This window comes from Micromonospora sp. L32 (assembly GCF_052068055.1).
Lineage (GTDB): Bacteria > Actinomycetota > Actinomycetes > Mycobacteriales > Micromonosporaceae > Micromonospora > Micromonospora purpureochromogenes.
The window spans coordinates 515,338-530,196 of sequence record NZ_JBQHDD010000004.1 but is presented as its reverse complement, the minus strand read 5'-3'; the positions used below and the strand labels follow the sequence as shown (position 1 = coordinate 530,196).

Here is a 14,859-nt window from a genome sequence, read left to right as displayed (position 1 = left end):
AGCCGGCGTAGGAGGAAACATGCCAGCCGACCGTATCGACGCCGTCGTCAGCCTCGCCAAGCGCCGAGGCTTCGTCTTCCCCTCCAGCGAGATCTACGGGGGCACCCGGTCGGCGTGGGACTACGGTCCGCTCGGCGTGGAGCTCAAGGAGAACGTCCGCCGGCAGTGGTGGAAGACCATGGTCCAGCAGCGCAACGACGTCGTCGGCCTGGACTCCGCGGTCATCCTGGCCCGCAAGGTGTGGGAGGCCTCCGGCCACATCGCCGAGTTCGTCGACCCGCTCACCGAGTGTCAGTTCTGCCACAAGCGGTTCCGCGCCGACCACCTGGAGGAGGCGTACGCCGAGAAGCACGGCAAGCCGTTGACCTCGCTGTCCGAGCTGAACTGCCCGAACTGCGGCAACAAGGGCACCTTCACCGAGCCGAAGATGTTCAACGGCCTGATGAAGACCTACCTCGGCCCGGTGGAGAGCGACGAGGGCCTGCACTACCTGCGCCCGGAGACCGCCCAGGGCATCTTCGTCAACTACAAGAACGTGGAGACGGTCGCCCGCAAGAAGCCGCCGTTCGGCATCGCGCAGACCGGCAAGTCGTTCCGCAACGAGATCACCCCGGGCAACTTCATCTTCCGTACGCGGGAGTTCGAGCAGATGGAGATGGAGTTCTTCGTCGAGCCGGGCACCGACGAGCAGTGGCACGAGTACTGGCTCCAGGAGCGCTGGAACTGGTACCTCGACCTGGGCCTGTCGGCGGAGAACCTGCGCTTCTACGAGCACCCCAAGGAGAAGCTCTCCCACTACTCGAAGCGCACCGTCGACATCGAGTACCGGTTCCAGTTCGGCGGCAGCGAGTTCGCCGAGCTGGAAGGCATCGCCAACCGGACCGACTTCGACCTCTCCACGCACAGCAAGCACTCCGGCGTCGACCTGTCCTACTTCGACCAGACGAAGCAGGAGCGGTGGATGCCGTACGTCATCGAGCCGGCCGCCGGTCTCACCCGCGCGGTGCTGGCGTTCCTGCTGGAGGCGTACGACGAGGACGAGGCCCCGAACACCAAGGGCGGTGTGGACAAGCGCACCGTGATGCGCTTCGACCCGCGGCTGGCGCCGGTCAAGGTGGCGGTGCTGCCGCTGTCCCGCAACGAGGCGCTCTCCCCGAAGGCGAAGGGCCTCGCCGCGCAGCTGCGCAAGCGCTGGGTGGTGGAGTTCGACGACTCGCAGGCCATCGGCCGCCGCTACCGCCGGCAGGACGAGATCGGCACCCCGTTCTGCGTGACCGTCGACTTCGACACCCTCGACGACGACGCGGTGACCGTGCGGAACCGGGACACCATGGCGCAGGAGCGGATCGCCCTGGACCAGGTCGAGCGCTACCTGATCGAGCGTCTGCCCGGCTGCTGAACCGGCACCCGACGGCCCCGCCCCGACCAGGGGCGGGGCCGTCGTCGTCGGTGGCCCATCGGCGGCGGTTGCGCCCACCCGGTGGTTGAGCCGGGCTTGATCTCGTGCGAGCATTCCCGGCGTTGAATCTCATCACGGGGGTGTCTGCATGACGCGCGCGTCGCAACAGGACAACGACCACGACCCGAAGCGGCGGCGCCTGCTGCGCCGCGCCGCCACGGTCGCCGCCACCACGGCCGGCGCCGGTGTCGCCGGCGCGGTCGGCATGCCCGGCGCGGCCCAGGCCGACGCGGGCGGCAACCTGATCATGGGTACGACGAACGACGCGGGCGGCGCCAGCACCACCCTCACCCACACCGACTCCCCGCTGGTGCTGGCGAACCCGGCCGGCGCGCCGCTGCGGCTGGTGCCGAGCTCGGGCCTCTACCCGCACGTGCTCGACTCCGAGGCCGGCACCGTGGCGGTCGACGACCAGGGCGACCTCTTCGTCCGGGCGGGCACCGACGCCAACCCCACCAACGGCTGGGCGTGGACCAGCGAGTGGGCCACCACCTCGGTCGCCGTGCCGCCGACCCGGATCCTCGACACCCGCGACGCCAACCTGCGGCGCAACATCGTCTCCGGGTCGCTGGACTCCCTCGGCCGGCTCCAGCCGGGTGTGCCGATCGTGCTCGCCCTCGACCCGTACGTCCGGGACGGCTACGCCATCAAGGGCAACGTCACCGTGGTCGGGATGACCGGCGCCGGTGTGCTCACCGTGTGGGGGAGCGGCACCAAGCCCACCGCGTCCACGGTCAACTGGGCGACCGCCGGCACCATCCTGTCGAACTTCCTCTTCACCGAGCTGGGCGCCGTCGGGGCGTACCGCAGCGTGCTGACCCTCCAGGCCACCTCGTCGCCGACCCACGCGATTGTCGACATGACCAGCCTGCTGGTCGGCCACCCGAGCCAGGTGCTGCTCGGCGGTGGGGCGTAGGTGGCCCGGCCGTTCCCGGCCCGCCTCGACAGCCGTCCGTCGCAGACCGCCAACCCATCCAACGGGGGAATGAGATGACTTCGTCCGAACCCGACCGCTCCGCCTCGCGGCGTACCCTGCTGCGGCGGGCCGCCGTCACCGGCGGCGCGGCGGTCGCCGCCACCGCCGTCACCGCGGCGAACGCCAGCCCCGCCAGCGCCGCTGTCGGCGAGCCGGTCGTGCTGGGCGCACCGAACAGCGGTGGCAAGACCACCGTGACCAGCGCCGCCGGCAACGGCGCGGCCACCCTGGCCGTGCAGAACGACGCCGGCCCGGCGCTGTTGCTCAAGCGCTCCGAGTCGAAGCTGCCGGTGCTGCCCGGCTCGCTGGAGTCGACCACCCTCGGCCTGGGCGCCGCCGGCACCGACTCCGGTGGCGTGGTTCGCCGCTACGAGACGCTCACCACGGCGAACGCCACCATGCTGGTGCCGATCCCGCCCACCCGGGTGCTGGACACCCGCACCGCCGCCGGCCGGGCCCGGCTGCTGGAGGGCGCCGGACAGATCGACTCGCAGGGCCGCGCGGTCGCGGGCGCCTGGCTGCTGGTCCACCTGGCCGGCATCGTCGAGTACGGCGACGGCCTGATCGGCAACGTGACCGTCGCCAAGACCGAGAAGGGCGGCTTCGCCACCGTCTACGGGCGGGGCCAGGCCCCGGGCGCGTCCACCATCAACTGGTGGGGCGCCGGCCAGCTGCTCTCCAACGGCGTGATCACCCAGACCGGCGCCTGGTCGACCGCCAACGGCAACTACTACCCGGACACCGTGGCCATCTGGGTGCAGAAGAGCGCCACCGCCGTCATCCTCGACGTGACCGGCCTGCTCGTGTTCCACCCCGAGTCCGCCGTCATCAACAACCCGAAGAGCCTGACCGCCGACTCGGGCACCAGCGGGGTCCGCGCCGACGTGATCAAGGTCAACGCCGAGCGCGCTGACCGGGAGGTGCAGCCCCGTGCGTGAGACCGAGGAGACCACCAGCATGACCACCGACGAGACGTCGTCGACCACCCGCCGCCGGATCATCAAGGCCGGTGTCGCCGCGGGTGCCGGCGTCGGCGCGGCGGCGGTCGTCGCCACCCCGGCCGCCGCCGACCCGGGGCAGCCGGTGCTCATCGGGGTCACCAACGACGCGGGGGCCACCGAGACCGTGCTGCGCGGCGGTTCGGCGCTGGCCCCGACGCTGACCGTCGACGCGCCGAGCACCCGTCCTCCGCTGGTGCTGACCCCCACTCCGTCCGCCAGCATCCCGCAGGAGCTGCCGACCGGCTCGCTCGCGGTCACCCCCTCCGGCGAGCTGGTGATCGGCGGCAAGGGCGGGGCGCGCGCGTACGTCAACACCTCGCGGTGGGCGAACCGGACGATGGCCGTCCCGCCGCAGCGGATCCTCGACACCCGCGCGATCTCCACCTACAGCGGGAACATCCTGGCCGGCAGCGCCGGCGTGACCTCGGGCAAGCTCAACGCCGGCAAGATCATCCACCTGACGGTGAAGAACGTCCCACCGGCGCTGGCGGAGAAGGCGACCGCCGCGTACGTCAACATCACCGTGGCGGGCACCGTCTCCGCCGGCGTGCTGACCGCGTACAGCTCCTCGATCGCCAAGCCGCAGACCTCGTCGCTGAACTGGTGGGGACCGAACCAGATCCTCTCCAACCTGGTCGAGGTGCAGCTCGGCAGCTACAACGGCAACGGCCTGTCGTTCGCGATCCACGTCAGCGCGGCCACGTCCGTCATCGTGGACGTCTCGGGCCTGATTCTGTCCAGCCCCGGCACGTACTGACCCGTCCGCCGGTCGCCGTCGCGGTGCGAGTTCGCTCACCATCGCGGCGGTGACCGGCCACCGGACCCGGGGCCACCGCGCCGGGCATGGGATTCTTGGGTACGTGACCAGTCCCGCCCCGTCCGTCGCGCTCCGCCCGCTCACCCTCGGGCCGCACCAGGTGTGGCCGCCGGTGGTGCTCGCCCCGATGGCCGGCATCACCAATGTCGGCTTCCGGCAGCTCTGCCGGGAGCAGGGCGGCGGCATCTACGTCTGCGAGATGATCACCACTGTCGCCCTGGTCGAGCGGAACCCGAAGACGCTGCGCATGATCGCCTTCGGCGCCGACGAGCGGCCGCGCAGCCTCCAGCTCTACGGCACCGATCCGGAGATCACCGCCGCCGCGGTACGGATCGTGGTGGAGAAGAACCTGGCCGACCACATCGACCTGAACTTCGGCTGCCCGGTGCCCAAGGTGACCCGCAAGGGCGGCGGCTCCGCGCTGCCGTGGCGGCGGCGGCTCTTCGCCCGCCTGGTCAGGGCCGCGGTGGACGCCGCCGCACCGGCCGGGGTGCCGGTCACCGTGAAGATGCGCAAGGGCATCGACGACGACCACCTGACGTACGTGGAGGCCGGGCTGGCCGCGCAGGACGCCGGGGTGGCGGCGGTCGCCCTGCACGGGCGTACGGCCGCGCAGCGCTACTCGGGCACCGCCGACTGGGACGCGATCGCCACCTTGAAGCAGGCCCTCGACGTGCCGGTGCTCGGCAACGGCGACATCTGGGAGGCCGACGACGCGCTGCGGATGGTGGCGCACACCGGCGTGGACGGGGTGGTGATCGGCCGAGGCTGCCTGGGCCGGCCGTGGCTCTTCGCCGACCTGGAGGCCGCGTTCGACGGTCGCCCCGAGCGGCGGCTGCCCACCCTGGGCGAGGTCGCGCAGACCATGCGCCGCCACGCCGAGCTGCTGGTCGACCAGTTCACCGCCGGCAGCCGTACCCCGGCCCGGGGTGAGCGGGACGGTTGCATCGACTTCCGCAAGCACGTCGCCTGGTACCTCAAGGGCTTCCCGGTCGGCAGCGAGCTGCGCCGCGACCTGGCGATGATCGAGAGCCTGGCGCAGCTCGACGACCTGCTCGGCAAGCTGGACCCGACGGAGCCCTTCCCGGTGGCCACCCTCGGTCAGCCGCGTGGTCGTACCAACTCCCCGGGCAAGGTCTTCCTGCCCGACGGCTGGCTGGCCAGCCGGGACGACGACACCGTGCCCGAGGGCGCCGAGCTGGACGACTCCGGCGGCTGACCGCCGCTGGTCCGCACGTCGCCCCGACGCGCACACGACGAAGGGCCGGCCCCCGGGTGGGGGCCGGCCCGTGTCGGTGGTGCCGTGGATCAGGCGGCGGCGGCGTAGCCGCGGGTGGCGATCCAGTCGGCCAGGTTGTCCACGCTCATCCGGTAGGACATCTGGTCGGCGTTCGCCGAGTCGGCGATCGTGACGACGTTCCCGCCGTCGCGGTAGCCGATGACGCTGATGTAGTGGCCACCCTCGAAGGAGTGGGTGACACCGTCGGTGTCCGTGGCGGTGCCGGCGATGTTGGCGACCACGGCCCGACCGTCGTCGATGGTGCGGACGACGTCCGCGCGCAGCTTCTCGGTCTGCTTGCGGTCGGCGCTGTTGTCGCGGATCTCGACGCTGCGGTAGACCTTCTTGCCGGTCTCCTTGTTCAGCACCGGGGTGATGTCGTTGATGGAGTTGGTGCCGGCCTCGGTGGTGCCCATCTCCTTGGCCATGGTGTCCACGTCGATGTCCTTGCCCTGCACCGACAGGGCGTTGCGGGTGGCCGAGGGGCCGCAGTAGTAGAAGTTCGGCTGGGCCTCGTAGCGCATGGTCAGCTCACGCTCGCCGTGCGACCTGCGGTCGTTCTTCGCCGACGCGGCGCCCTTGTCGGTGGCGGCCGAGTCGGTGTTGGCGGTGGCGAGCGGGCCGGCGACGGCGCCGGTGAAGGCGAGGCCGGCAGCGGCCAGGGCGGTCTTGCGGATCAGATCGGTACGCATGATCGGCCTCTCTGTTCGGGGGTGCGCGGCACACGCAACAGGGGGCGCGGTGCCGCGGGACAAGTCAGAAGGGGGATCGACCCGGCGATCGGCGCGACCTGCTCGGGTGTCCGGGGGATGTAACCGGCCCGGGCGGCCGCGCATTCCATCGGGCCGGTCCCGGGATCCGTCCGGCCGGGGGAGCGCCGGAGGTACGCCATGTACAACGACCCCGCCCCACCGGCCATTCCGCAACCGGGGCGGCCCCGCCCACCCGACACCGCAGGCCAGACGGACCTGTTCCGGCCGACACCGCCCACCCCAAACCGGACATCCGACCCCGAACCGACGGCCCGGCCGCCTCCGCCTCGTTGATCAAGAAGTTTGGGTCAGAAACACGCCGTCCGACCGACGCAAACTTCTTGATCAACGGGCAATGCGGGCTTCGCGGGGCGTCAGGTGTCAACCGGTGGGGGTCGGCGTGGCGGGTGGGGTGGGGATTCCGGTGGGCGGGGTGTCGGCCGCGTCCCGTTCGGCGGGCCAGGGGATCTCCGGGGCACGGTGGAAGGCGATGCCGGCGGTGGCCCAGCGCGGGCCGTGGCCGGCGAGGCGCTCGCGGAACCCGGCCCAGTCGTGCGTTGAGCGGGGCGACCAGCCCAGCTCGGCGATGGCGGGCAGCCGGGGGAGGAACATGAACTCGATCTCCGCCAGCGTGGTCACCGACTCGGTCCAGAGCGGCGCCTCCACGCCGAGCACCGCGTCGGCGGGTACGCCGGCCACGTGCGTGGCCGGATCCCAGTCGTACGCGCGCCGCACGTCGATCAGCCCGGCCCAGTCGTGGCCGATCGGGGTGTCCGGGGCGTACTTCATGTCCAGGTAGGCGTGGTTGCCGGGGGAGAGGATCAGCCGGGCGCCCCGGCGTACCGCCTCGGCGACCACCGGGTCCGCGCCGTCGGTGCCCCACCACTGGACCACCCGTCCCTCGGCGTGCTCGGCCGGGGCGATCTGGTGCCACCCGATGACCGTCTTGCCGGTGCCGGCGACGATCCGCTGGGTGCGCTCCACGAAGCCGGTGTACGCCGCACCCTTGACCTTGAACGCCTCGTCGCCGCCGATGTGCAGCCACGGGCCGGGGGTGAGGGCGGCCACCTCGCCGAGCACGTCGGCGACGAAGTCGTACGTCCGCTCGCTGGCCGGGTCGACGTAGCTGAAGCCGACCTCGGTGCCGGTGTACGGCGGTGGCGCGACCCGGTCCGGCGCCAGCTCGGGGTACGCGGTCAGCGCCGCGTTGGTGTGGCCGGGCAGGTCGATCTCGGGGACGACGGTGACGTGCCGGCGGGCGGCGTACCGGACGATCCGCCGGTAGTCCGCGCCGGTGTAGAAACCGCCCGGGCCGCCGCCGACCTCGGTGGCCCCGCCGACGGTGGTCAGCGCGGGCCACGAGTCGACGGCGATCCGCCAGCCCTGGTCGTCGGTGAGGTGCAGGTGCAGGTGGTTGAGCTTGTACCGGGCCAGGTGGTCGATCACCCGCAGCACGTCGGTGACGCCGAAGAAGTGCCGGGAGACGTCGAGCATCGCGCCCCGGTACGGAAAGCGCGGCCGGTCGACGATCACACCGCCGGGCACCACCCAGCGGGCGGCGACCGGGGACGGGCTCTCGACCGCCGCCGGCAGGAGCTGCCGCAGCGTCTGCGCCCCGTGGAACAGGCCCGTGGCGGTGTCGGCGCTGATCCGCACCCCCGTGGGGGCGACGTCCAGGCGGTAGCCCTCGACGCCCAGCTCACCCGCGTCCGCGCTCGCCGCGTCCTCGGCCGCGATCCGGGGGCGGGGTACGCCGGCGGGCGGCGTCGCGGCGGCCAGGGTGAGCACCAGCGGGCCGTCGGTCGCGGTGGCCTCGACCACGACCGGCAGCGGGTACCCGGTGGCCGGTCGCAGCAGCTCGGCGAGCTGTTCGGCCACGTCCCGGGCGTCGGGGTCCGGGCCCACCCGGACGGCCGCGTCGGCGGGGAGGGTGAAGTCGGCCGTCAGGTCGGGCCGGACCTGCTCCGGGGCCGGCACCACGTCGCCCAGTCGGACCGGTGCGGGCGGGGCCAGCAACTCCCCGGCGGTCAGCTCGGCGGCCCGGGCCAGTTCGGCGGCGGCCGGCCGGTGGGCGGACAGGTCGACCTGATCCGGCGGTTCCCGGTCGGCCCCGGCGCTGGCGGCGGCGCCGGTCTCCGGGCTGGTGGCGGGGGTGGGCGGCACGGCGGCGGCTCCGGGGGTGTATTTGCGGCGGATATGGCAAAGGTCAGGTTCAGCAGAACCGGTGCCGTCAAGAGTACGAGGAGACTCGGAATTGCGTGATCGTGCGCATGGAAGCGTTCCCAGAAACCGCCGCGAACGCGGATAGTCGTGATGACTGTGCCTATTGTCACCGAACGGTCCCAGGCCACTCGATGTTCGCTTAACCTTCGCCCACCGATCGGTGCTGGCACCGGGATTACCGGTGGCCTGCCCCGGGGTATGAGGCAGCTGAACCTTCGTTAAGTGTCAATTCCGGCGCGCGTGGGAGGCTCTGGTGGCAGCGCAAGAGACGGTCGATCACAAGTACGTCTACGACTTCGCCGAGGGCAACAAGGATCTCAAGGACCTGCTCGGTGGCAAGGGGGCCAACCTCGCCGAGATGACCAATCTCGGGCTGCCGGTCCCGCCCGGGTTCATCATCACCACCGAGGCGTGCAAGGCGTACCTGGCCACCGGCGAGGAACCCGCCGGGCTGGCCGGTCAGATCGCCACCCACCTGGAGGCCCTGGAACGCGAGATGGGCCGCCGCCTCGGCGACCCGGACGACCCGCTGCTGGTGTCCGTACGCTCCGGCGCGAAGTTCTCCATGCCCGGCATGATGGAGACCGTCCTCAACGTCGGCCTCAACGACCGCAGCGTGGTCGGGCTCTCCGCCCAGGCCGGCGGCAACGACCGGTTCGCCTGGGACTCGTACCGCCGGCTGATCCAGATGTTCGGCAAGACCGTCTGTGAGGTGCCGGGCGAGGAGTTCGAGCACGCCCTGGACGAGGCCAAGCGCGCCAAGGGCACCACCAACGACCTCGACCTCGACGCCGACGACCTGCGCGGGCTGGTCGACGCGTACAAGAAGATCTTCGTCAAGCACACCGGCCGGGAGTTCCCGCAGGAGCCGCGCGAGCAGCTCGACCTGGCCATCCGTGCGGTCTTCGAGTCGTGGAACGCCGAGCGGGCCGTGGTCTACCGCCGCCAGGAGCGCATCCCGGCCGACCTCGGCACCGCGGTCAACGTGGTCTCCATGGTCTTCGGCAACCTCGGCCCCGACTCCGGCACCGGCGTCGCCTTCACCCGCGACCCGGGCAGCGGCGCCCAGGGCATCTACGGCGACTACCTGGCCAACGCCCAGGGCGAGGACGTCGTCGCCGGCATCCGCAACACCGTGCCGCTGCAGGAGCTGGAGCAGCTCGACAAGAAGTCCTACGACGAGCTCCTCGCGTTCATGGCCCGGCTGGAGGGGCACTACAAGGACCTCTGCGACATCGAGTTCACCATCGAGCGCGGCAAGCTCTGGATGCTCCAGACCCGGGTCGGCAAGCGCACCGCCGCCGCCGCGTTCGTCATCGCCGGGCAGCTCGTCGACGAGGGCCTGATCGACCTGGACGAGGCGCTGCACCGGGTCAACGGCGCGCAGCTGGCGCAGCTGATGTTCCCCCGGTTCCGGCTCGACCACGAGTTCCAGCCGGTCGCCAAGGGCATCGGCGCCTCACCGGGCGCCGCCTCCGGCAAGGTGGTCTTCACCTCCGCGCGGGCGGTCGAGCTGGCCGCCGAGGGGGAGTCGGTGATCCTGGTCCGCCGGGAGACCAACCCGGACGACCTGAACGGCATGATCGCCAGCCAGGGCATCCTCACCTCGCGGGGCGGCAAGACCAGCCACGCAGCCGTGGTGGCCCGGGGCATGGGCAAGACCTGCGTCTCCGGCGCCGACGAGATCGACGTGAACGTGCCGGCCAAGCGGTTCACCGTGGCCGGGCAGACCGTCAACGAGGGCGACATCGTCTCCATCGACGGCACCACCGGCAAGGTCTACCTCGGCGAGGTCCCGGTCATGCCGTCCGAGGTGGTGCAGTACTTCGAGGGCAGCCTCGAGCCGGAGCACGTCGACAACCCGCTGGTCCGGGCCGTACACCGGATCATGAGCCACGCCGACGCCAAGCGGCGGCTGGCGGTCCGGACGAACGCCGACACCGGGGCGGACGCGGCCCGGGCGCGGCGCTTCGGCGCCCAGGGCATCGGCCTGTGCCGCACCGAGCACATGTTCCTCGGCGACCGGCGGGAGCTGGTCGAGCGGCTGATCCTGGCCCGTACCGACGACGAGCGGGAGTCGGCGCTCGCCGCGCTGCTGCCCTTGCAGCGCGACGACTTCAAGGAGATCTTCCGCGAGATGGACGGTCTGCCGGTCACGGTGCGGCTGATCGACCCGCCGCTGCACGAGTTCCTGCCCCCGCTGGAGCAGCTCGCGGTCAACGTCGCCGTCGCCCAGGAGCGCGGCGAGGACGTCGCCAAGGAGGAGGCGCTGCTCGCCGCCGTCCGGCGCATGCACGAGGAGAACCCGATGCTGGGCCTGCGCGGCGTGCGCCTCGGCCTGGTCATCCCGGGCCTGTTTGCGATGCAGGTGCGGGCCATCGCGGAGGCCGCCGTCGCGGTCACCCGCGCCGGCGCGGTGGCCAAGCCGGAGATCATGGTGCCGCTGGTCGGCGCGGTGCAGGAGCTGGAGACGGTACGGGCCGAGGCCGAGAAGATCATCGCCGAGGTGGTCGGGGACAGCGGCGTCGAGGTGCTGATCGGCACCATGATCGAGGTGCCCCGGGCGGCGCTGACCGCCGGGCAGATCGCCGAGGCGGCACAGTTCTTCTCCTTCGGCACCAACGACCTGACCCAGATGGCCTGGGGCTTCTCCCGCGACGACGTCGAGGGCGCGTTCTTCTGGCGCTACCTGGAGCTGGGCATCTTCGGCATCTCGCCGTTCGAGTCCATCGACCGGGACGGGGTGGGCCGGCTGGTCCGGATCGCCGCGGAGGAGGGCCGGGCGGCCCGGCCGGAGCTGAAGCTCGGCGTCTGCGGCGAGCACGGCGGCGACCCCGACTCGGTGCACTTCTTCCACGAGGTGGGCCTGGACTACGTCTCCTGCTCCCCGTTCCGGGTGCCGGTGGCCCGCCTGGAGGCCGGCCGCGCGGCCGTCGAGACCCACGGTTCCGACAGCCGCTGACCGCACGACCGACGGCGGCTCCGGGTGCCCCGGAGCCGCCATCGTCGTCGGTGGGTGTGGTGCGTCTGCGTCGCGGAGGGCCGGGCCCTACAGCGGCGGGCGCCGCCAGGTCGATCCGGGCCGCCGCCTGGCCAGCGCCGGCAGCGGGGTACGCACAGCGAGCGCGCGGTGCACCTGCGGCACGGGCGTCGCGCCCACCGCCACCCGCTGCGAGTCGAACGCCGAGCCGGCCCGCTCGGCCACCGCCCGCGCCTCCACGTGCAGCGCCTCCAGGTCTGCACCCGCGCCGGTGACCAGGGTGAGCAGCGCGTGCCGCCCCGCCGGATAGGTGACCACGGAGCCGGTGGCCGTGTGCACCACCGACTCCCGGAAGCCGCCGCCGCGCACCGTGTGGGCGACCTGGTGGCCCACCCCGAAACTCACCGCGGCGAGGGCGGCCAGGTGGGTCGCGTCGGTGGTCGGCAGGTCGCTGGAGATGAGCATCCCGTCGCGCCCGCCCAGCACCGTGCCGGCCACCTCGGGGCGGCGTCGGCGCAGCCTCCGCAGCTCCGTGTCCATCACCGTGTCAACGTGCACGAGCGTCCCCCGTTCGTCGCGTTCCGGTCGTCGGTGTCACGTACCGCTCCCGGCACGTTACCGAAGGCCACGCCGTGCCCGCGATCCCGTGACGGTCGGCAATCGGTCGACAACTGTCGTCTGATTGGCGGTTGCGGACCCGCCAGGCGATGTTCGCCGGCGCGCCCCGCGGGCCACCCGGGCGTAACCTGAGCTCCCGCGAGCAGTTGCGTACGACCGGCGAAGGGTGGCCGCATGACCAGCGTCTGGGAGAGCTTGACCGTCGACGCCCGGGACCCGTCCCGGCTGGCCCACTGGTGGGCCGAGGCGCTGGGCTACCAGGTGATCGCGGAGAAGCCGGACGAGGTGGAGATCCGCCAGTCGCGCGACCGGCTGCCCGGCATCGTCTTCGTCCCGGTCGCCGACGGCAAGGAGACCAAGAACCGGCTCCACCTCGACCTGCGCCCGGCCGACCAGGAGGCCGAGGTCGAGCGGCTGGTCGACATGGGGGCCCGGCACGTCGACGTCGGCCAGGGCGACGCCTCCTGGACGGTGCTCGCCGACCCGGAGGGCAACGAGTTCTGCGTGCTGCGACAGCAGGGCTGAGGGGTGCGTGACGCCGACCCGGCCGGGCCGTGGGACGCGTCCGACGCGCGGCGTCGGGTCGACGAGGCGCCCAAGGACACCGGCTACGGCCGGTCGCCGTACGAGCGGGACCGGGCCCGGGTGCTGCACTCGGCGGCCTTCCGGCGGCTGGCCGCCAAGACCCAGGTGCACGTCGCCGGCACCGACGACTTCCTGCGTACCCGGCTGACGCACTCGCTGGAGGTGGCCCAGATCGCCCGGGAGATGGGCGCCCGGCTGGGCTGCGACCCGGACGTGGTGGACACCGCCGGGCTGGCGCACGACCTCGGCCACCCGCCCTTCGGGCACAACGGCGAGGACGCCCTGGACCGGCTCGCCGCGTCCTGCGGCGGGTTCGAGGGCAACGCCCAGACGCTGCGCGTGCTGACCCGGCTGGAGGCCAAGGTGGTCGGCCCGGACGGCGTACCCGCCGGGCTCAACCTCACCCGGGCCTCGCTCGACGCGGTCGGCAAGTACCCGTGGCCCCGGCAGCCGGGACTGCGCAAGTTCGGGGTGTACGACGACGACCGGCCGGTCTTCGACTGGCTGCGCGAGGGCGTACCCGCGGGGGACGGCGGCGGCCCGCCCGGCGGCGCGCGGCGCTGCCTGGAGGCCCAGGTGATGGACTGGGCCGACGACGTCGCCTACTCGGTGCACGACGTGGAGGACGGCATCCACGGCGGGTACCTCTCGCTGCGGCCCCTGCTCGACGACCCGGACGAGCGGGCCGCCCTCTGCGTCGACGTGGCCGCCGTCTACTCCGGCGAGTCCCCGGCCGATCTGGGCGAGGTGCTGGTCGACCTGCTCGACGAGCCGGAGCTCGCCGCGCTCGCCGGGTACGACGGCAGCCATCGCGCGCAGGTCACGCTGAAGGCCACCGCCAGCGTGCTGACCGGCCGGTTCGTCTCCGCCGTGGTGACCGCCACCCGGGAGCGGTTCGGCCCGGGCCCGCACCGCCGGTACGCCGCCGACCTGGTGGTGCCGCGCCGGGTTCGGGCCCAGTGCGCGCTGCTGAAGGGGATCGCCTGGCGCTACGTGATGAACCGCCCGGGCGCCGGCGCCCGGTACGACCGGCAGCGGGCGATCCTGGCCGAGCTGGTCGGCGTGCTGGGCGAGCGGGCGCCGGACGCGCTCGACCCGGTCTTCGCGCCGCTGTGGCGGGCCGCCCCCGACGACGCCGCCCGGCTGCGGGTGGTGGTCGACCAGGTGGCGTCGCTCACCGACCCGGCGGCGGTGGCTTGGCACGACCGGCTCGTCCGGCGTGCGGGTCGCTCTCCCGACCGGAGGCCCCGCGACGACTTAGGTTAGCCTAAGTGACATGACGGAGCGCCCCAAGAAGGTCACGTCCGCCCGGGTCCTGCGGACCGAGCGGCCCACCCCGCACCTGATCCGCCTGGTCCTGGGCGGGGAGGAGCTGGCCGGGCTGCCGGTCGGGGAGTACACCGACCACTACATCAAGATCGTCTTCCCGGCGCCCGGGGTCGACCACCCCAGGCCGCTGGACCTGGCCGCGATCCGTCGTGACCTGCCCCGCCACCAGTGGCCCCGCCTGCGGGCGTACACCGTGCGCGCCTGGGACCCGCAGGCCGGCGAACTCACCCTGGACGTGGTCCACCACGGCGACGAGGGGCTGGCCGGGCCCTGGGCGGCCCGGCTGCGCCCCGGCGACGAGGTGCTCTTCGCCGGCCCGGGCGGCGCGTACGCGCCGGACCCGACGGCGGACTGGCACCTGCTGGTCGGCGACGAGAGCGCACTGCCGGCGATCGGCGCGGCCCTGGAGCGGCTGCCGCTCGGCGCCCCGGCCGCCGTCTTCGTCGAGGTCGACGGGCCGGCCGACGAGCAGCGGCTGCTCAGCCCCGGCGCGGTGGCGCTGACCTGGCTGCACCGGGGCTCCCGGCCGGTCGGCGAGGCGCTGGTCGAGGCGGTCCGGGCGCTGGAGTTCCCGCCCGGCCGGGTGCACGCGTTCGTCCACGGCGAGGCGACCTTCGTCCGCGAGCTGCGCCGCCTGCTGCGCGTCGAGCGCGGGGTGCCCCGCGAGGCGCTCTCCATCTCCGGCTACTGGCGTCGGGGCATGGACGACGAGGGTTGGCGGTCCACCAAGGCGGACTGGAACCGCCAGGTCGAGGCCGAAGAGGTCGCCCCGGTTGGCTGACCCGACCGCGCCCCGCCGACCTCGGTACCCCGGGTTGTTCTCGGGGCCGCGATGGCTCC

12 protein-coding genes are annotated in these 14,859 nt (G+C 72.8%); 9 read left to right on the top strand and 3 right to left on the bottom strand.

What is annotated here, in order from left to right; all coding sequences use genetic code 11:
* The first annotated feature begins 19 nt into the window (after positions 1-19).
* From ACTMTB_RS14335 to dusB, 5 genes are all read left to right on the top strand, one after another.
* A complete protein-coding gene (locus ACTMTB_RS14335) occupies positions 20-1,399 on the top strand; it encodes a glycine--tRNA ligase (protein ID WP_441145765.1) in 1,380 nt (459 codons plus the stop codon).
* A 148-nt stretch (positions 1,400-1,547) separates the two neighbouring features.
* On the top strand, positions 1,548-2,375 hold the full coding sequence (locus ACTMTB_RS14330) for a hypothetical protein (protein WP_441145763.1): 828 nt from the start codon (positions 1,548-1,550) through the stop codon (positions 2,373-2,375).
* 74 nt (positions 2,376-2,449) lie between these two features.
* Entirely contained in the window at positions 2,450-3,373 is a 924-nt protein-coding gene (locus ACTMTB_RS14325) for a hypothetical protein (RefSeq protein ID WP_441145761.1), read from the top strand.
* Positions 3,366-4,193, top strand: a complete 828-nt coding sequence (locus tag ACTMTB_RS14320; RefSeq protein ID WP_441145759.1) for a hypothetical protein — start codon at positions 3,366-3,368, stop codon at positions 4,191-4,193. Before ACTMTB_RS14325 ends, ACTMTB_RS14320 begins: the two co-directional genes overlap by 8 nt.
* A gap of 103 nt (positions 4,194-4,296) precedes the next feature.
* Positions 4,297-5,472, top strand: a complete 1,176-nt coding sequence (gene dusB / locus ACTMTB_RS14315) for a tRNA dihydrouridine synthase DusB (RefSeq protein WP_441145757.1) — start codon at positions 4,297-4,299, stop codon at positions 5,470-5,472.
* An 89-nt stretch (positions 5,473-5,561) separates the two neighbouring features.
* On the opposite strand, the gene ACTMTB_RS14310 is transcribed toward dusB, so the two are convergent.
* Positions 5,562-6,224 (bottom strand): C39 family peptidase, encoded by a 663-nt coding sequence (locus tag ACTMTB_RS14310; protein ID WP_441145755.1) that lies wholly within the window; start codon positions 6,222-6,224, stop codon positions 5,562-5,564.
* Positions 6,225-6,665: 441 nt separating this feature from the next.
* Positions 6,666-8,447, bottom strand: a complete 1,782-nt coding sequence (locus ACTMTB_RS14305) for a beta-N-acetylhexosaminidase (RefSeq protein WP_441145753.1) — start codon at positions 8,445-8,447, stop codon at positions 6,666-6,668.
* A 313-nt stretch (positions 8,448-8,760) separates the two neighbouring features.
* On the opposite strand from ACTMTB_RS14305, the gene ppdK reads away from it, so the two are divergent.
* Positions 8,761-11,469 carry a pyruvate, phosphate dikinase gene (gene ppdK, locus ACTMTB_RS14300; protein WP_441145751.1) on the top strand — a complete coding sequence of 903 codons (2,709 nt, stop codon included), beginning with the start codon at positions 8,761-8,763 and terminating at the stop codon, positions 11,467-11,469.
* A gap of 87 nt (positions 11,470-11,556) precedes the next feature.
* Here ppdK and ACTMTB_RS14295 read toward each other — a convergent pair whose 3' ends face one another.
* Complete coding sequence (locus tag ACTMTB_RS14295) at positions 11,557-12,027, bottom strand: roadblock/LC7 domain-containing protein (RefSeq protein ID WP_441145936.1); 471 nt, start codon at positions 12,025-12,027, stop codon at positions 11,557-11,559.
* Positions 12,028-12,279: 252 nt separating this feature from the next.
* Here ACTMTB_RS14295 and ACTMTB_RS14290 point away from each other — a divergent pair, with 252 nt between their 5' ends.
* The 3 genes from ACTMTB_RS14290 to ACTMTB_RS14280 are packed head-to-tail and all read left to right on the top strand — an operon-like array spanning position 12,280 to position 14,800.
* Positions 12,280-12,630 (top strand): VOC family protein, encoded by a 351-nt coding sequence (locus tag ACTMTB_RS14290; protein ID WP_210777301.1) that lies wholly within the window; start codon positions 12,280-12,282, stop codon positions 12,628-12,630.
* A gap of 3 nt (positions 12,631-12,633) precedes the next feature.
* Positions 12,634-13,956 (top strand): deoxyguanosinetriphosphate triphosphohydrolase, encoded by a 1,323-nt coding sequence (locus tag ACTMTB_RS14285; RefSeq protein WP_441145749.1) that lies wholly within the window; start codon positions 12,634-12,636, stop codon positions 13,954-13,956.
* Between the two features lie 10 nt (positions 13,957-13,966).
* On the top strand, positions 13,967-14,800 hold the full coding sequence (locus ACTMTB_RS14280) for a siderophore-interacting protein (RefSeq protein ID WP_441145747.1): 834 nt from the start codon (positions 13,967-13,969) through the stop codon (positions 14,798-14,800).
* Positions 14,801-14,859: the final 59 nt, after the last annotated feature.